Below are 17,470 nucleotides of genomic sequence, written 5' to 3' on the forward strand. Positions count from 1 at the left end.
TCGCCGACACGTATGCGAATCCTTCAAGCACAACACACCCCGACGGGGATTCCATTCCACCGGCTGTGCCGGGGATCGTAACGCCATGCGATCGAGGCCGGACCGGATCGGCATCGTGACACTTGTCGTGGGCGCGCAAGCCACCGATCGGGCACGCTGAAGCGGTGAGCGAACACACCACGAGTACGGCCCTGCGGCTGCGGCCGCCGGCACACCGGGTCAGCCGCCGGGCCATCGGCTACTGGACGACGACCGCCGCGATCCTCTGGATCGTGCTGATCGGGGTGCAGACGCTCATCGTGGCGACCAGCGACGACGCGCCCGCGTTCCTCGGCGTGACGCTGGTGATCTCGTGCGTGCTCGGTCCGCTGCACCTGATCGTGATGCCGCAGTGGCGCTACCGCGTGCACCGCTGGGAGGTCACCGGCGAGGCCGTCTACACGCAGGCGGGCTGGCTGAAGCAGCAGTGGCGGATCGCGCCGATCTCGCGGATCCAGACCGTCGACATCGAGCGCGACCCGTTCGAACAGCTCTTCGGGCTGGCGAAGCTCACGGTGACGACGGCGTCCGCGGCCGGCCCGCTGCGCATCTCGGGCCTGCGGCACGACCGCGCGCTGGAGCTGGCCGACGAGCTGACGAAGACGACGCAAGCGATCCGGGGGGACGCGACATGAGCAGCAGCGCCGACACCGAGACGGCCGTGGTCCGGCCCGCCGAGGGCACGCAGGACGCGCCGTGGCACCACCTCGACCGGCGCATGCTGCTCATCCGGCCGGTGCTGGACCTGGTGAAGTCGCTGCCGGTGCTGCTGGGCGCGCTGCTGTTCGGCCACGGCGAGCCGTGGCAGTGGATCGGCCTCGCCTTCACCGCCATCGCCGTCTTCACCGGCGTCTCGCACGTCCTGACGTCGCGTTACCGCATCACCGAGTCGCAGGTCGAGTGGCACACCGGGCTGCTGCTGCGCAAGCAGCGGGCCATCCCGCGCGACCGGATCCGCACGGTCGACGTCACCTCCGAGCCCAAGCACCGGCTGTTCTCGCTGGCCGCGGCGCGGATCGGCACCGGGCGGCACAACCACGGCAAGGGGCCGAACAAGGACGAACTGGTGCTCGACGCCGTCACGGTCGCCGAGGCCCAGCGGCTGCGGACGCTGCTGCTGCACCGGAAGGCCGTGGCTGCTCCGTCTTCGACGGAAGCCGAGCCCGCCGCGCCGACGGAGCAGCTCGTCGCCGCCGTCGACAAGCGGTGGCTGCGGTACGCGCCGTTCACGCTGTCCGGGCTGGCGGTGGTGGGCGCGGCCGTCGGCACCGTCTACCACTTCGCGCACGAACTGCACTTCGACCCGGTCCAGTTCTCGCTGGTCCGGACGGTCGTCGGGCACTTCGCCGACACCCCGGCGTGGGTGAGCGTGGTGCTCGCCGCCGTCGGGCTGCTGCTGCTCGTGTCGGTGCTGTCGGTCGGCGGCTACATCCTGTCGTTCTGGAACTTCCGGCTCACCCGTGAGCCCGCCGGCACGCTGCACATCCGGCGGGGCCTGATCACGACGCGCTCGGTGTCGATCGAAGAGGACCGCCTGCGCGGCGTCGAGGTCCGCGAGCCGCTGCCGCTGCGCCTGGCGGGTGGCGCCCGCTGCGTCGCCATCGCGGGCGGCCTGCGTGAGGGCAAGGGCGCGGACAAGAGCGGCGGCCTCCTGCTGCCCCCGGCGCCGGTCGCCCGCGTCCACGAGGTCGTCGCGGCGGTCCTCGGCGAAGACCCCGCGGCGACGCCGTTGGTGCGGCACCCCCGCCGGGCGCTCTACCGCCGGCTGACCCGCGCGGTGATCGGCGTGCTCCTGCTGGGAGCGGCGCTCTACGCCCTGGCGTGGCTCGCCGGCTGGCCGGACTGGCCGTGGCAGGTGGCCGTGGTGCTGCTCCCGTTCGCGGCGTTGGTGGGCTGGGACCGCTACCGCGGCCTGGGCCACGCGCTGACGGGCCGCTACCTGGTGACGCGGTCGGGCTCACTGGACCGCGGCACGGCGGTGGTCCGGTGCGACGGCATGACGGGCGTCGTCGTCGAGCGTTCGTTCTTCCAGCGCCGCGCGGGCTTGGTCACGGTGATCGCCCCGGTCGCCGCGGGCAAGGGCCACTACAAAGTGCTGGACGTCGGGGAGACGGACGGGCTGACACTGGCCGACGAGGCGCTTCCGGGGCTGCTGACGCCGTTCCTGGAGCGTCGTTGAACACCGTTGTGCTACAACAAAAATCACTTCGGCGAGCGCAAGTGGGAATCTGACCGGGATTCGGAAATGCTGGCTTTCGTTTCACGCAACGTGCTAATTTATTCACCCCGTGTGATAGCGAAGGTCGTTTTTGTCTCACCGAGAGGTCATGATGACGCCTGCCGTCAGTGCCGTCGACGGTTCCGCCACCACTTCCCCCCGCCGCACCCCCGGGGCCAGCAGTTCCCGGAAGGTCCTGCAGCTGCTGCTCGCGTTCTCCGAGCGCCGGTGGGAGGCCAGTGTGGCCGAGCTCGCCGCCACGATCGGCACCCCGGTCGCGACGACCTACCGCTACGTCGCCCTGCTCAAGGAGCTGCAGCTGCTCGAAGAGGGCACTGCCGGGCACTACCACCTGACCAGCCAGGTGATGCCGCTCGCGCGGGCCGCGCAGCTGGCGAACGACCTCGTCCGGCTGGCGAAGCCGGCCATGGAGGAAGCGGCCCGCGAACTCGGCGAGACCGTGATGCTGTTCCAGCAGTTCGGTGACGCCGCCGTCTGCGCGGACCGCGTCGAGTGCGACCGCGCCATGCGGTTCACCTTCGAGCCCGGGCATTCGGTGCCGCTCGGGCTCGGCGCGTCCGGCAAGATGCTGCTCGCGCTGCTACCGGAGATCGAACGCGACCGGCGGCTGCCGCCGATCATCGACCAGTACGGCACCGGCGTGCGTGACGAGCTGAAGTTCGCGCAGGAGAACAGGTTCTCGGTCAGCTCCGGCGAAATCGACGAAGGCGTCTGGGCCTGTTCGGTCCCGGTGCCGACGATGGGCAGGCGGCCGACGGTGCTGACCGTGGCCGGTCCCGCCGCCCGGATCTCCGAAGGCGCCCGCGACGACGCGATCACGGCGTTGCGGGGCTACGCCGACCGCATCCAGCGGACGATTTCGTCGTACTCGCTGTAAAAATGCCGCGCGCCGGAGCCGGCGCGCGAGTAGGAATGCACGGGTGATCCGGCTCGCGCGCCCCGACGACCTGCCCGCCCTGATCGACGTCGAACGCGAGGCCGGGCGGCTCTTCCGCGAGCTCGACATGGCCGCGATCGCCGACGACGACCCGGGCTCGGTCGCGGAGCTGTCGGTCTACCAGGCCGACGGCCGCGCCTGGGTGAGCGTCGATTCCGACGACCGCCCGGTCGCCTACCTCATCGCGGAAGTCGTCGACGGACGCGCGCACATCGAGCAGGTCTCGGTCCGGCCCAGCCACGCGCGGCGCGGCCTGGGCAGCGCGCTGATCGAGACACTCGCCGAATGGGCGGCCGAGCGCGGTCTGCCGGCGCTCACACTCACGACGTTCACCGAGGTGCCGTGGAACGCGCCCTACTACGAACGGCTGCGGTTCCGCGTCGTCGAGGACGCCGAAATCGGCGACGGGCTGCGTGACATCCGCCGCTCCGAAGCCGCCCGCGGCCTGGATACCTGGCCGCGGGCGGCGATGATCCGTCCGCTCTGACCTGCGCAAATACCCTTTTCTCCCCTACCTGGGGGATCCACTGGCGCGACCAGTCGAACATGTGTTCTACTGTGCGGGCCGGTCCCGGAGGGGGAAGCTCCGCGGGCCGGCCCAATCTTTTCGGGGAGTTCTGAGGAGGCAGCGTGGCGGTCAAGATCACCCACCTGACGAACGGCCAGCAAGTGCGTTTCGCGAACGCGGACGGCGCCCGCCGCTACGCCGAGATCATGGGCGGCGGCGTCGACAAGTGGCGGTTCACGGTGGTGCCCGAAGACCTCGCGCTCCGGAAAATGTCGGACTCGGTCGTTAACGTGCCGGTATGGCGTATGACTTCCAGGTGACCGTCGACTCAGCCGACCCGCACGTGCTCGCCGACTGGTGGGCCGAGACGCTCGGCTGGGCCGTGGAACCGACTGATGAGGACTTCATCCGCGAGATGATCGCGAAGGGTTACGCGAGCGACGCGGAGACGAAGACGCACAACGGGGCACTGGTGTGGAAGACGGGTGCCGCCATCCGGCACCCGGATTCCCCGCCGGAAGGCCCGCCGAAGCGGGTGCTGTTCCAGCTGGTCCCGGAACCCAAGACCGTGAAGAACCGGCTCCACCTGGACGTCTGGGTAGGCGCGGCCAACGTCGACGCGACGGTGGAGAAGCTGACCACGCGGGGCGCGAAGTTCCTGCACCGCGGACAGCAGGGACCACACAGCTGGGTGACGGTGGCAGACCCGGAGGGCAACGAGTTCTGCGTGTCCTGAGCGGCGGCCTGGCCAGCCCGAGATCATGGCGGGTCCGCCCACGCGATCACGAGCGATGGGCCACCTCGGCGCACGCCAAGGATCAGCGGCAAGCCCGCACGATCATGAGCAGCGGGCCGGCGCGGCAGGCCCGCACGACCGTGAGCGGGCGCATCCAGGGTGTCGGAGGCCTTGGATGCGCCGCTCGACAGCGTCAGCGCAGGCGGTCCAGGGCCTTCGGCAGCGCCGTGGCCAGCAGGTCCAGCTCCGGTTCCGCCGCGATCAGCGGCGGTGACATGGCGATCCCGCGGCCGAGGTTGCGCACGATCACGCCCTCGTCCCGGCACGCGCGCTGCAGCTTGACCGGGGCGCCCGGGTCGGCGTCCATGACCTCGCCCGTCAGCTCCACCGCGGCGAGGAAGCCCAGCCCGGCGCGGATCTCCTTCACCAGCGGGTGGTCGCTGACACCCGACACGGCGTCGGCGAGTGGCTTCTCGAGTTCGCGGCCGCGCGGGATCAGGCCGTCGCGCTCGTAGATGTCCAGCGTGGCCAGGCCGGCCGCGCAGGCGACGGGGTGTCCGGCGTACGTCGCGCCGTGGCGGAAGATCGGGGCGCCCGGCTCGCCGGTGAAGAACGGTTCCGCCACGCGCGGCGCCACGATCAGCGCGCCGAGCGGGATGGTCCCGCCGGTGATGCCCTTCGCCGTCGTGATCATGTCGGGTTGCACCGACCACCGGTCGATGCCGAACCACGTACCGAGCCGGCCCCACGCGGCGATGACGCAGTCCGCGACGAACAGCACGTCGTGGCGGCGGCAGATCTCCGCGACGGCCTCGATGTACCCCTCCGGCGGCAGCAGCACGCCACCCGCGCCGATCACCGGCTCGCAGAAGAAGGCCGCCACCCGCGACGCGCCCACCCGCTGGATCTCGGCCTCGAGCGCGCCGGCGTCGTCGAACGGAACGTGCGAGAACTCCGGCGGCTGCGGGCCGACGCCGGCCGCGTTGGCCGGGATGCCGCCGACGGCCGTGCCGAACCCGTGCGTGCCGTGGTAGCCCTGCGTCCGGCCGATGACGTGCACCTTCTCCGGCCGCCCGGTCTGCGCGAAGTAGGCGCGCGCGAGCTTCACGGCGGTGTCGATGACGTCCCCGCCACCCGAGCCGAAGAACACCTTCGAGCCGGGGGTCGGCGCCAGCTCGGCGACGCGGTCGGCCAGCTCGATCGCCGGCTCGTTCGCGTTGTAGCCGAACAGGTTGTACGAGTCGAGCGCCCGCAGCTGCTTGCCGACGGCCTCGGTGATCTCCGGTCGCCCGTGCCCGAAGTTGGCGTACCAGAGCGACGCGGTGGCATCGAAGTACCGCCGCCCGGCGTCGTCCCAGACGTAGGAGCCCTCGCCGCGGGTGATGACCATCCGATCCCCGTCGACGGCCCCCATATCGGCAAACGGGTGCCAGAGGGCGTGTTTCGGTTGTGCTGACATCGGTCCTCCTCAGGTCCCGCCCCCATCCTTACCAGGGTGAAGCAATCGACGCGAACACTCCATCGTGCACAGTTCGGTGGCCGGACGTGGCCGGAACGGCACCACAACCTGCAACAACGACGCCGCCCGGCACGGGCTGACCCCTCACTCCAGGAACTCCGCGATCTCCGCCTCCGAATAACCCAGCTCCGCCAGTACCTCCGCGGTGTGCTGGCCCAACGTCGGCGGCGCGGACGTCGGCCGCGCGGGGGTGTCCGACGCCTTCACCGGGAACCCGTTGCCCACGTACGTGCCCACCGTCGGGTGCGGCAGCCGCACCACCTGGTCGCGCGCGGCTGTCCAGGGGTCCGCGTAGACGTCGTCGAGCTCGTTGATCGGGGCCGCCGGGATGCCCGCCTCGTCGAACGCCTTCAGCCAGTCCGCCGCCGCGCGGGTCAGGAGCACCGGTTCCAGCAGCGCGTTCAACGGATCCCGGTGCGCCGCGCGCGCGGCGTTCGACGAGAACCGCGGGTCCGCGGCGATGTCCAAGCCGAGCACACCGCAGAACGCGTGCCACAGCTTTTCGCTGCCCACCGCGATGATCAGCCAGCCGTCGGACACGGGGTACGCCTGGTACGGGACGATGCTCGGGTGCGCCGAGCCCATCCGGCGCGGGCGCGGCGCGTCGTAGAACACCGCGCCCGCCGCGTAGATGTGCCAAGCCAGCTGACTGTCCAAAAGGGACACGTCGAGGTACTGGCCGCGGCCGGTGGTGTGGCGGGCCTGCAGCGCCATCAGCACCCCGATGATCGCCCACGTCCCGGCGTTGAGGTCGGCCACCGGCAGCCCGACCTTCGCCGGCGCGCCGCCGGGTTCGCCGGTCAGCGACATGACGCCGCCGAGAGCCTGCGCGACCAGGTCGTAACCCGCGCGGTCGCGGTAGGGCCCGGTCTGCCCGAACCCGGTGATCGACACGTGGATCAGCCGCGGGTTCACCGCCGACAACGCGGCGTAGCCGATCCCCCACTTCTCCAGCGTCCCCGGGCGGAAGTTCTCGACGAGCACGTCGGCGTCGGCGACCAGCCGGCGCAGCGCGTCCCGCCCGCGGTCGCTCTTGAGGTCGAGGACGATCCCACGCTTGTTCCGGTTCGCCGCGAGGTAGTAGACGGCCTCGTCGCCGACGAACGGCGGGCCCCAGCCGCGGGTGTCGTCGCCGTGGCCCGGCGGCTCGACCTTCACCACGTCGGCGCCCATCTCGCCGAGGTGCTGCGTGCAGTACGGCCCGGCCAGGATGCGGGAGAGGTCGACGACCTTGATCCCGTCCAGCGGCCGGAATCCGTCAGGGGCAGGGGGCATCAACGGCTCCTCGTCGGGCTCGGCGTCCGCCCCTTTGTACCTCGCGCACCCGGAAAAGGGATTTCCTACCAACGGACCTAGACGGCGATCACTCCCATCGTGTTGATTGTTGAGCGAGTCTGTGCAGAGTTGCGCACTCCGGGAGGGAACGATGCGTCGTCTTGTTGGAATGGCGGCCGCGCTGGCCGTCTGCGCCACGCTGGTCACGGTCACCCAAGCCGCGGCCGCGGAGCCCCAGTACTTCGCCGCCCAGCGGGTCGGCGACCGCCCGCCGATGGGCTGGAACAGCTGGAACAAGTTCGGCTGCGCCATCAACGAGGACCTGATCCGCGGGGCCGCCGACGCGCTCGTGTCGTCCGGCATGAAGGACGCGGGCTACCAGTACGTCAACATCGACGACTGCTGGGCCGAACAGAACCGCACGGCCGACGGCAAGCTCGAGCCGAACCACGAGAAGTTCCCGCACGGCATCAAGGCGCTCGCCGACTACGTCCACGGGCTCGGCCTCAAGCTCGGCATCTACACCAGCGCCGGCACGCTGACCTGCCAGAAGACCATGCCGGGCGCGCTCGACCACGAGGACGCGGACGCGCAGTCGTTCGCCGACTGGGGCGTCGACTACCTCAAGTACGACAACTGCAACAACGAGGGCCGCGACGCGATCGAGCGCTACACGAAGATGGGCGACGCGATCAAGAAAACCGGTCACCCGATGGTCTACGCGCTCTGCGAATGGGGCGAGAACGACCCGTGGACCTGGGGCCGCGACGCCGGCGCGCAGCTGTGGCGCACCACCGGCGACATCAGCGACAACTGGGGCAGCATGACCGGCATCCTCGACCAGCAGGTCGGCCTGGAGAAGTACGCCGGTCCCGGCGGCTGGAACGACCCGGACATGCTCGAGGTCGGCAACGGCGGCATGACCGACGCCGAGTACCGCTCGCACTTCTCGCTCTGGGCGTTGCTGAACGCACCGCTGCTCGCCGGGAACGACCTGCCCGCGATGTCGCCCGCGAACAAGAAGATCCTGGAGAACAAGGACGTCATCGCGCTCGACCAGGACTGGGCGGGCACCCAGGGCCACAAGATCCGCGACGACGGCGACACCGAAGTCTGGGCCAAGCCGATGTCCGACGGCTCGGCCGCGGTGGTGCTGTTCAACCGCGGTTCCGCGACGGCGGCGATGAGCACGACGGCGAAGGACCTCGGCCTCAAGGCGCGCGACTACCGCGTCCGCGACCTCTGGAGCGGCACCGAAACCGAGACCGCCGGCACTCTCCGGGCCGCCGTACCCTCCCACGGCTCGGCCGTGTTCCGCGTCTGGCCCGCCACCCACCCGGCGGCCGCGCCGCTGACGACGCTGGCGCTGCCGAGCCCGGACTACGTGCCCGCCGACCGGCCGCTGACCACGACGCTGAAGGTGACCAACGACGGCAGCACGCCGATCGCGGACGTCCGCACCAGCGTCACGGCGCCCGCGGGCTGGAAGCTGGACGGGCCCGGATCGTTCACGGTGCCGGTCGTCCTGCCCGGCAAGTCCTGGCAGAAGCAGGTCACCTTCAAGCCGGTGGCTCCGGCCGGCGACCACGTCACGCTCACCGCGAAGGCGAGCTACCTGACCCTGTGGGGCAAGCGCGACCTGACGTCGGAAGGCACGTCACCGCTCGTCTCGCGACCGGCGGCGGGGACGACGGCGTTGTCGAAGGCGCCGTGGATGTCGTCGGACAACGGCTGGGGCCCGGTCGAGCGCGGCACGAGCAACGGCGAGGCCCAAGCGGGCGACGGCCACAAGATCACCATCGCCGGCACCGGGTACGACGACGGGATCGGCGCCCACGCGCCGTCGAGCGTCCGGATCTACGTCGGCGCCGGCTGCACGTCGGTCAGCACGCTGGTCGGCCTGGACGACGAGAACTCCGGTGGCAGCGCCGGGTTCCGCCTCCTCGGTGACGGCAAAGAGCTGGCCGCCACCGGCGTCATGCACCCCGGAGACAAGGCTCAGCCACTGACCGCGCAGCTCTCCGGCGTCCAGGTGCTGGAGCTGTCGGTGACCGACGGCGGCGACGGCAACACCAACGACCACGCCGACTGGGCGAACGCCACGGTCACCTGCTGAGGTCGATGAGCCAGGCTTCGGCGTCGCGGAGGTAACGGTCCAAAGCGGCCTCCGCGACGTCGAACCGGCCGCACCGCAGGTCTTCCAGGATCTGCTCGTGGCAGTCGAGGAACGGCTCGTAGAACTCGCGGGTGTTCTCGTTGAGCACGAAGAACAACCGGGTCTCGGCGAGCACCTGGCGCATCGTGGCGGAGATCCGCTCGCTGCCGGCGAGGTCGGCCAGCGCCTGGTGGAAGTGGATGCTCGCGGTACCGACCGCCGGCCAGTCCTCGGCCGCCGCGGCCGCGCGGCCGCTCCGCAACGCGCCCTCGGCCGCCGTCAGGTCCACAGTGGATCTTTCGGCCGCGCGACGCAGGGCACCGCATTCGGTGGCCCGGCGTACGACGTAGAGGTCTTCGATGTCCTCTGTGGTCAGTTCGCGCACGAACACCCCGCGGTTCAGCTCGTGCACGGCCAGCCGTTCGTGGGCCAGCAGCTGGAACGACTCGCGCAGCGTGTTGCGCGAGACGCCCAGCGCCGAGCTGATCACCGGCTCGGAAAGCCGTTCACCGGGGGCGAAAACGCCGTCCGTGATGTACTGGCGCAGGATCGCGGCGACCCGCTCGGCCGTGCCGCTGCGCGCGAGCAGGTGCCGCTCGTGCTCCAGCCCCGAGGCGTCCACAGTGGACATCGGAACTCCGCTACCTGACGCCGAGTTCGAAGTCGAGGCTGTACCGGTTCCCCGGCATCGCCCCCGCGGCCTTCGCACCGTCGATCGGCAGCACGACGCCGTTGACGAACCGCGACTCGTCGCTGGCCAGGAACACCACGGCCTTCGCGACCTCCCACGCCTCGCCGACGCGGGCCGCCGGGGTGCTCGCGACGAGCTGGTGCTGCTTGGCTTCGAACTCCTCCGCCGACGCGAGCGTGCCGCGCAGCATGTCGGTGTCGATCGCGCCCGGGTTCACCGTGTTGGCGCGGATGCCCTGGTGCGCGTGGGCGACGGCGATCGACTTGGTGAGCCCGACCAGCGCGTGCTTGGTGGCGTTGTACACCGGGTCGCCCGGGCGGCCCATCACGCCGCCGTTCGACGACGTCGTGACGATGCTGCCCGCCTTGCGCTCGAGCATGTGCGGCAGCACGGCGCGGGTGCCGAGGAACGCGGCGCGCACGTTGAGCGCGAAGATGTGGTCGAAGTCGGCCAGCGTCGTGTCGATGAGCGGCTTGCCGAGGTGGATGCCGACGTTGTTGAACAGCACGTCGATCCGGCCGGTCTCGGCGATGACGCCGTCGACGAACGCGCCGACCTGGTCCTCGTCGGTCGCGTCCACTATGGAGTGCCGATAGCCCGCCGGCGGCTCGGCGGGCTCGCGGATGTCCGACGCGAACACCGTCGCGCCCTCGGCGAGGAACTCCTTCACCGTGGCGAGGCCGATACCCCGCGCGCCGCCGAAGACGACCGCCACCTTGCCGGCCAACCGACCCATCACTTACCCGCTCTCAGTCGTGCTGTCTGCTCTTCGTCCACCACATAGTCCTCGGGCAGCCGGACGAGTGTGTCCGCGTTCCCGAGGTACCGCACTTCGACGCCGTACACCTCGCGCGCCGCTTCCGCCGAGACGTACCCCTCGACGACGTCCATGAGCACGGTCGCCACCGGCCGTTCGCGCGGCGGCCCGTAACCGCCCCCGCCGGGGAGCGTGACGTCCACAACGGACTCCGCGGCGAGGGTAACGCGGCTCTTCGCCGGCAGGTCGGCTCCGCCGCGCAAGCCGAACCGTCCGGGTGAGCCCGCGCCACCACCGTCCACACCGGACGCCGCCGCGCGCACGCGGTCGACGTTCCCGTTGACGCTCCACGAATCCACGTCACGTGCCACCATCGTGGTCACCTGTCCGAGGCCGCCGCGCCGGCGTCCCGCTCCGCCGGAGTCCACCCGCAGTTCCCGGGAGCGTTGCACGAGCGGCGCCATGGTCTCGATGACCTCGGTGGGCGTCGAGCGCAGGCCGCTCGGGAAGCCGGTGGTGTTCAGGCCATCCTTGGCCGCCCGCGCGCCCATGCCGCCGGTCTGGAAGACGTTGAGCATGAACCCGGGGCCGCGCCAGATGGTCATCCACAGCGCGTCCGCGCTCGGCGCGATCGCCGCGCCGGGCAGCGCGCCGATCAGCAGCGACGGCAGGAAGTGCCCGATCAGGTGCCGCGACGCGACCGGCGCCGGCGGCAGGCAGTTCAGCACCGAACCCTCGGGCGCGGTCACGTGCACCGGCCGGAACGAGCCGGCGTTGTGCGGCACCTCCGGCGCGATCGCCGCCTTGACCGCGAACGACGCGTACGCCCGGGTGTAGTTCAGCACGACGTTGATCCCGCGCCGGCTCTGCGGCGACGAGCCCGCGAAGTCGAGGTGGATCTCGTCACCGTCCACAGTGGCCGTGACACGCAGGACGATCTCTTCGTCGTCGAAGCCGTCGGTGACGATCTCGTTGGTGTAGGTCCCGTCCGGCAGCTCCCGCAGCGCGTCCCGCAGGGCCTTCTCGGAGCGGTTCATGATCTCGGCGGCGACGTCGTCGAGCGTGTCGAGCCCGAACTCGTCCAGCAGCCGGACCAGGCTCGTGGCCCCGACCTCGTTGCCGGTGACCTGCGCGTACAGGTCGCCGATGGTTTCCTCGGGCGTGCGGACGTTGACGCGGATCAGCCGTTCCAGGTCGGTGTTGACCTCGCCCGCGCGCAGGAACTTGAGGATCGGCAGCCGCAGGCCTTCCTCGAAGACCTCGTGCGCCTCGGCCGACACCAGCCGGCCGCCGATGTCGGGCGCGTGGCAGCACGACGCGAACCACGCGACCAGCCGGCCGGCCCGGAACACCGGCGTCGCGACGGTGATGTCGTTGATCTGCCCGGCGGTCTGCCACGGGTCGTTGGTGAGCAGCACATCGCCGGGTTCGAGCTGCTCCGGCGGGTACGCGGCGACGAAGTGGTGCATGCCGGTGGCCATCGCGTTGATGTGCCCGGGCGTGCCGCCGACGGACTGGCCGATCATCTCACCGCGGGAGTCGAACACCGCGCACGCCAGGTCGAGCGATTCTCGGACCACGGCGGAGAAGGCCGTGTTGACCAGCGCGTTCTGCTGTTCGGCGAGGATCGAGTGCAGCCGGTTGGCGAACAGTCCGACCAGGATCGGGTCGGTGCCCATTGCCGCCTCCGCGGGAGGGAGTGCGTCGGCGGGGCTCACGCCGTCACCTCCAGCGCGGCGTCCTCGCGAACGACGCAGTGCGCGCCTGGTGGGACGACCACAGTGGACTCTCGTTCCTCCACAATGGCCGGTCCGTCGACCCGGACACCGGGTTCGAGCCGGTACCGGTCGAACACGTCCGTGTCGACAAATCCACTCACCGGGAAGTAGGCCTTGCGAGTGCCTTTGCGTGCCTCACCCGGTGCCGTCGAGCCGGCCAGCCGGAGGCTGACGTCCGGGGCCGGACCGCTGGAGACGACCCGCCAGTTCAGCACCTCGACGCCGACGTCGGGCCCGGAGCGCCGGTAGAGCGCGCGGTAGGTGCGCGTGAACTCGTCGATCAGGGTGTCCGGCCAGCTGCCGTCGTGGACCGGCACGCGGATCTCGTAACCCTGTCCGGCATACCGCATTTCGGCGATCCGCCGGTGCGTCACACCGTCCACACCGGACTTCGCGAGCAGCGCCGCGCCCTCGGCCTCCATCTCGGCGAACAGCGCGTCGACCTGGTCCCACGACAGGTCGAGCACGGCCGCGCGGGCCGACCGGACGAAGTCGAACGCCAGCGGCGCGGTCAGGAACCCGGCCGCGCTGAGCACCCCCGCGGCCGGCGGCGCGACGATCGACGGCGCCCCGAGCGCGCGGGCGACCCCGACGCCGTGCACCGGGCCCGCGCCGCCGAACGTGTACATCGGCAGCTTCGCGGGATCCTGCCCGCGTTCGACGGCGTGCACGCGCGCGGCGTTCGCCATGTCCTCGTTGACGCTCGTGTGAATGCCCCATGCGGCTTCTTCGACGCTGACGCCCAGCTTTTCGGCAATGCGGCCTATCGCTTCACGCGCAGCCGACGCGTCGAGCGTCATCGTGCCACCCAGGAAGTAATCCGGGGCGAGGTAGCCGAGCACCAGGTCGGCGTCGGTGACCGTGGGCTCGGTGCCGCCGCGGCAGTAACACGCGGGGCCGGGTTCGGACCCGGCCGAATCGGGACCGACGGTCAGCAACCCCAGCGCGTCGATCCGGGCGATTGACCCGCCGCCGACGCCGATCTCGATCATGTCGATGACCGGCACCTGCACCGGCAGGCCGGATCCGGGCAGCAGCCGGTACTTTCGGTCCACTTCGAACTGGTGCGTCACCAGCGGCGCGCCGTCGGCGATCAGGCAGAGTTTCGCCGTCGTGCCGCCCATGTCGAAAGCCAGCAGGTCCGCCGGGCCGATCGACGCGGCGGCGATCGCACCGCCGGCCGGGCCGGACTCGAGGATCCGGATCGGGTACCGGGCCGCGGTGTCCACAGTGGCCAGACCGCCGTTGGACAGCATGATGTGCGGCGCGCCGGCGACGCCGAGGCGACGCAGCCGGTGTTCGAGATCGCGCAGGTACCGCTCGGTGAGGTCCTGGACGTAGACGTTCGCGACCGTGGTCGAGGCGCGCTCGAACTCGCGGATCTCGGGCACGACCTCCGACGACAGCGCGACCCGCAGGCCGGGCGCGACGTCGGCGAGGACCTCGGCCGCGCGCCGCTCGTGGACCGGGTTGGTGAACGCGTGCAGGAAGCAGATCGCGACGGCGTCGATCCCCCGGTCCGCCAGCTCGCGGCCGAGCTTCTCCACGTACGCCTCGTCGAGTCCGATGTGGACGGACCCGTCGGCGAGGATCCGTTCCGGGACGTCGAAGCGCAGGTGCCGCGGGACCAGCGGCTCGGGCAGTTCGATGAGCAGGTCGTACAGCTCGTACCGGTGCTCGCGCCGCATTTCGAGGACGTCGCGGAACCCGGCGGTCGCGAGCAGCGCCGTGCGCGCACCCTTGCGCTCGATCAGCGCGTTGGTCACCAGCGTCGTCCCGTGCACGACCTGCTCGACGTCGCTCGCGGCGATCCCGGCGGCGGCGAAGAGCGCGGCCAGGCCCTCCTCGACCGCGCGGGCCGGTTCGTCGTGCGTGGTCAGCACCTTGCCGACGGCGACGATCCCGGTGCCGTCCACCGCGCAGAGATCGGTGAACGTGCCACCGATGTCGACACCGATCCTCATCCGCCGACCTTCATCCGGCGGCCTTCCGGTACCACCGCGGCGACGTGTTCAGCGGCGGCTTCAGCTTGGCCTTCACCACCAGCACGTTCGGCTCGTCCGACTCGACGAACTCGCCGAGCAGCCGCCGGAAGGCGCGCCCGAACCCGGAGACGCGGTCGGCGTGCACCCCGAAGGAGCGGGCCAGGCCGACGAAGTCCGGGCTGTCCCAGTCGACCCCGCGACGCGGCACGCCTTCCTGCTCTTGGTCGTAACGCAGCATGCCGTAACCGCCGTCGTCGACCAGGACGACCGTGACCGGCAGCTGTTCCTGCGCGAGCGTCGCGAGATCACCGCAGGCGTAGAGGAAACCGCCGTCGCCGGTGATGCAGATGGCGCGGCCGACCCCCGCCGCGGCGGCGCCGAGCGACGCGGGGAAGCCGTAGCCGAGGGTGCCCCAGCCCATCGGGTAGGCGAGCTTGCGCGGCGCCCGCACCCGGTGGAAGCCGCCGACCCAGTAGCCGGCGACGCACATGTCCGACACCAGCACGGCGTCCATCGGCAGTACTTCGTCCAAAGTGGACAGGAAGTCGTAGGCCTGCGGCTCCTCGTCGCGGATCCGCTGGCGCACCCGGCGGCCGATGCCGGCCAGCCGCAGCGTGATGTCGTCGAGGCCGTCGCGCTGCTTCGGCAGCAGCCGCTCGATGATCGCGCGCGCGTCGCCGACCAGCGTCAGGTCCGGCGGGTAGTTCTTGGCGGCGTCGTCGGCGTCGACGTTGATCGCGATGAGCGTGGGCGGCTGGGGCATCAGCCAGTTCTGCGTCATCAGGCCGTCGAAGTCGGTGCCGATGGCGAGCACGACGTCGGCCTCGTCCCACAGCTCGCCGACCTCCGGCGTGTGCACCGGGTTCGGCGCCAGGCACGGGTGGTCGAGCGGCAGCAGGCCGCGGGCGGCGAACGTGGTGATCACCGGCGCGGCCAGCTTTTCGGCGAGCGCGCCGATGGCCTCGCCCGCGCCCGAGCGCAGGGCGCCGCCCCCGGCCCAGATCAGCGGGCGCTGCGCGTCGGACAGCAGCGCTTCGGCCCGGGCGAGGTCGGGGACGTCGCCGTCGGGCTTGCGGTGCGGCGCGGGCGACCGCCGGTGCGGCACGGCCTCGCGCAGGTAGTCGGTCGGCACGCCGAAGTACACCGGCCCGCTCTGCGGCTGCAGCGCGAGCCGGACCGCGCGGTGCACGGTGGTGCCGATCTGGTCGGCCGCGCGGACGGTGAAGCCGCCCTTGGTGATCGGCGCGAACATGGCCTGCTGGTCCGACGTCTCGTGCAGCACGCCGCGGACGACGCCGGGCCGCCGCAGCGTCGAGGGGATGTCCGTGGCGATGATCAGCACCGGCGCGGCGGAAGCCATGGCCTCGCCGACGGCGCCGAGCGTGTTGGCGGCGCCGGGCCCGGTGGTCACCAGCGCGACGCCGAGCTTCCCGGTGGCGCGGGCGTAACCGTCGGCGGCGTACCCGGCCGTCTGTTCGTGGCGGACGCCGATGATCTTGATGCCGGCCTCGGCGAACGCCTCCCACAACGGCAGGTTGTGCACTCCCGGCAGGCCGAAGGCGATCTCCGTGCCCAACGCCTTCAAAGCGTCCGCCAGCTCCCGCGCACCACTCACAGCCACGGCCCGGATACTGCCAGATCGTTGAACGATCTGGCAATCGGCCCTAGACGATGTGGTGCTCGGCCGGTGCGCTACCGGCCGCCGCGAACCGGCGGACGTCCAGCTCGGCGACGTCGACCGCCGTCGGTCGCCTCAGGTAGAGGTCCCGGACCAGCTCGCCGGTGGCCGGGCCCATCTGGAAGCCGTGGCCGGAGAACCCGGTCGCGTAGAAGAACCGCGACAGAAGGACGCTTTCCCCGATGATCTGGTTGCGGTCCGGCGTCATCTCGTACAACCCGGCCCACGCCGTGCGGATGCCGGCGTCCAGCACCGCGGGGATCCGGCGCCCGGCCAGCTCGGCCAGCCGCGGCAGCCACTCGCCCGCCTCGTAGCGGGTGCCGAACCCCGGGAAGCCGTCGTCTTCGCAAAAGGACATCGCCAGGCCTGCACCTTCGCGGTGGAAGTAGAACGCCGACGGCAGCTCGATGGTCAGCGGCACCGACTCCGGCAATCCGGGCACCGGGCCGGTGAAGACGACCTGCCGCCGGAACGGGCGCACCGGCAGGTCCAGCTCGGCCAGCTCGCCGACCCGCCCCGACCACGCGCCCGCCGCGCACACGACGGCGCCGGTCCGCACGAACCCCGCGGTCGTGCGGACGCCAGCCAGAGCGTCACCGTCCCGTTCGATCCCGGTGACCTCGACGCCGGTCCGGAGCTGCGCGCCGCACGCGCGTGCAGCTCTCGCGTAGCCCTGCACGACCGCGTCCGGCGTCGCCTTCGCGTCGTCCGGCGACCAGAGCGCCGCGACGACGCCGTCCGGCTCGAGCAGAGGGAGGACGTCCCGCACTTCCGCGGGGTCGAGCAGGTAGCTCCGGACGCCGTGCGCGCGCTGCAGCTCCGCGCAATGTCCGATTGCGGGCACGTCCGCCGGGTCGGTGATCAGGTAGAGGTAGCCGTCGCGGCGGAAGTCGATCTCGACGCCGAACCGCTCCCGGAAAGCGCTGTACTCCGCGAGCCCGCGCAGCCCGAGCTCGACGTTCACGGGCCTGGTGAACGACGACCGGATGCCGCCCGCGGCCTTCGCCGTCGAGCCCTCGCCCAGGCCGTCGCGCTCCAGCAGCAGGACGTCGACGCCGGCCTCGGCCAACCGGAACGCGCAGCTCACCCCGATCACCCCGCCGCCGATCACGACGACTTCGGCGAACTGTGGCAGAGACGTTTCCCCGGCGCCGCGGACGGTCATACTCGCCA

The 17,470-nt window shown here is 71.2% G+C and carries 15 protein-coding genes; 7 read left to right on the forward strand and 8 right to left on the reverse strand.

Going from position 1 to position 17,470, the window contains the following annotated elements:
- Positions 1-122 precede the first annotated feature (122 nt).
- The 6 genes from OG439_RS30285 to OG439_RS30310 all read left to right on the forward strand — a co-directional run bounded on the left by OG439_RS30285 (position 123) and on the right by OG439_RS30310 (position 4,459).
- Positions 123-674 carry a PH domain-containing protein gene (locus OG439_RS30285; RefSeq protein ID WP_442792232.1) on the forward strand — a complete coding sequence of 184 codons (552 nt, stop codon included), beginning with the start codon at positions 123-125 and terminating at the stop codon, positions 672-674.
- Entirely contained in the window at positions 671-2,218 is a 1,548-nt protein-coding gene (locus OG439_RS30290; protein WP_326944172.1) for a PH domain-containing protein, read from the forward strand. Before OG439_RS30285 ends, OG439_RS30290 begins: the two co-directional genes overlap by 4 nt.
- A gap of 151 nt (positions 2,219-2,369) precedes the next feature.
- A complete protein-coding gene (locus OG439_RS30295; protein WP_326951649.1) occupies positions 2,370-3,155 on the forward strand; it encodes an IclR family transcriptional regulator in 786 nt (261 codons plus the stop codon).
- A 43-nt stretch (positions 3,156-3,198) separates the two neighbouring features.
- Entirely contained in the window at positions 3,199-3,702 is a 504-nt protein-coding gene (locus OG439_RS30300; RefSeq protein WP_326944173.1) for a GNAT family N-acetyltransferase, read from the forward strand.
- A 143-nt stretch (positions 3,703-3,845) separates the two neighbouring features.
- Positions 3,846-4,043 carry a hypothetical protein gene (locus tag OG439_RS30305; RefSeq protein ID WP_323323023.1) on the forward strand — a complete coding sequence of 66 codons (198 nt, stop codon included), beginning with the start codon at positions 3,846-3,848 and terminating at the stop codon, positions 4,041-4,043.
- Entirely contained in the window at positions 4,022-4,459 is a 438-nt protein-coding gene (locus OG439_RS30310) for a VOC family protein (RefSeq protein ID WP_326944174.1), read from the forward strand. The genes OG439_RS30305 and OG439_RS30310 overlap by 22 nt, the downstream gene beginning before the upstream one ends.
- A gap of 193 nt (positions 4,460-4,652) precedes the next feature.
- On the opposite strand, the gene OG439_RS30315 is transcribed toward OG439_RS30310, so the two are convergent.
- Both OG439_RS30315 and OG439_RS30320 read right to left on the reverse strand, forming a co-directional pair.
- The gene (locus OG439_RS30315; protein ID WP_326944175.1) at positions 4,653-5,918 is read right to left on the reverse strand and encodes an aminotransferase family protein; all 1,266 of its coding nucleotides are present in this window, start codon (positions 5,916-5,918) and stop codon (positions 4,653-4,655) included.
- Between the two features lie 144 nt (positions 5,919-6,062).
- On the reverse strand, positions 6,063-7,253 hold the full coding sequence (locus tag OG439_RS30320) for a CaiB/BaiF CoA transferase family protein (protein WP_326944176.1): 1,191 nt from the start codon (positions 7,251-7,253) through the stop codon (positions 6,063-6,065).
- A 151-nt stretch (positions 7,254-7,404) separates the two neighbouring features.
- On the opposite strand from OG439_RS30320, the gene OG439_RS30325 reads away from it, so the two are divergent.
- Positions 7,405-9,369 (forward strand): NPCBM/NEW2 domain-containing protein, encoded by a 1,965-nt coding sequence (locus OG439_RS30325; RefSeq protein ID WP_442792233.1) that lies wholly within the window; start codon positions 7,405-7,407, stop codon positions 9,367-9,369.
- On the opposite strand, the gene OG439_RS30330 is transcribed toward OG439_RS30325, so the two are convergent.
- From OG439_RS30330 to OG439_RS30355, 6 genes are read right to left on the reverse strand one after another with little or no spacing between them, the layout of a single operon-like run.
- Entirely contained in the window at positions 9,359-10,039 is a 681-nt protein-coding gene (locus OG439_RS30330; RefSeq protein ID WP_326944177.1) for a GntR family transcriptional regulator, read from the reverse strand. The two genes, OG439_RS30325 and OG439_RS30330, sit on opposite strands and share 11 nt — an antisense overlap.
- Positions 10,040-10,049: 10 nt before the next feature.
- Positions 10,050-10,835 carry an SDR family NAD(P)-dependent oxidoreductase gene (locus OG439_RS30335; protein ID WP_326944178.1) on the reverse strand — a complete coding sequence of 262 codons (786 nt, stop codon included), beginning with the start codon at positions 10,833-10,835 and terminating at the stop codon, positions 10,050-10,052.
- On the reverse strand, positions 10,835-12,535 hold the full coding sequence (locus tag OG439_RS30340; protein ID WP_326944179.1) for a hydantoinase B/oxoprolinase family protein: 1,701 nt from the start codon (positions 12,533-12,535) through the stop codon (positions 10,835-10,837). The genes OG439_RS30335 and OG439_RS30340 overlap by 1 nt, the downstream gene beginning before the upstream one ends.
- 35 nt (positions 12,536-12,570) lie before the next feature.
- Positions 12,571-14,598 (reverse strand): hydantoinase/oxoprolinase family protein, encoded by a 2,028-nt coding sequence (locus OG439_RS30345; protein WP_326944180.1) that lies wholly within the window; start codon positions 14,596-14,598, stop codon positions 12,571-12,573.
- 10 nt (positions 14,599-14,608) lie between these two features.
- Positions 14,609-16,240: a thiamine pyrophosphate-binding protein gene (locus OG439_RS30350; protein WP_326944181.1), complete on the reverse strand. Its 1,632-nt coding sequence runs from the start codon at positions 16,238-16,240 to the stop codon at positions 14,609-14,611.
- Between the two features lie 43 nt (positions 16,241-16,283).
- Positions 16,284-17,462 carry an NAD(P)/FAD-dependent oxidoreductase gene (locus OG439_RS30355; RefSeq protein WP_326944182.1) on the reverse strand — a complete coding sequence of 393 codons (1,179 nt, stop codon included), beginning with the start codon at positions 17,460-17,462 and terminating at the stop codon, positions 16,284-16,286.
- Between the last annotated feature and the right edge of the window lie 8 nt (positions 17,463-17,470).

It is taken from the genome of Amycolatopsis sp. NBC_01307 (genome assembly GCF_035975215.1).
Taxonomy (GTDB): Bacteria; Actinomycetota; Actinomycetes; order Mycobacteriales; family Pseudonocardiaceae; genus Amycolatopsis.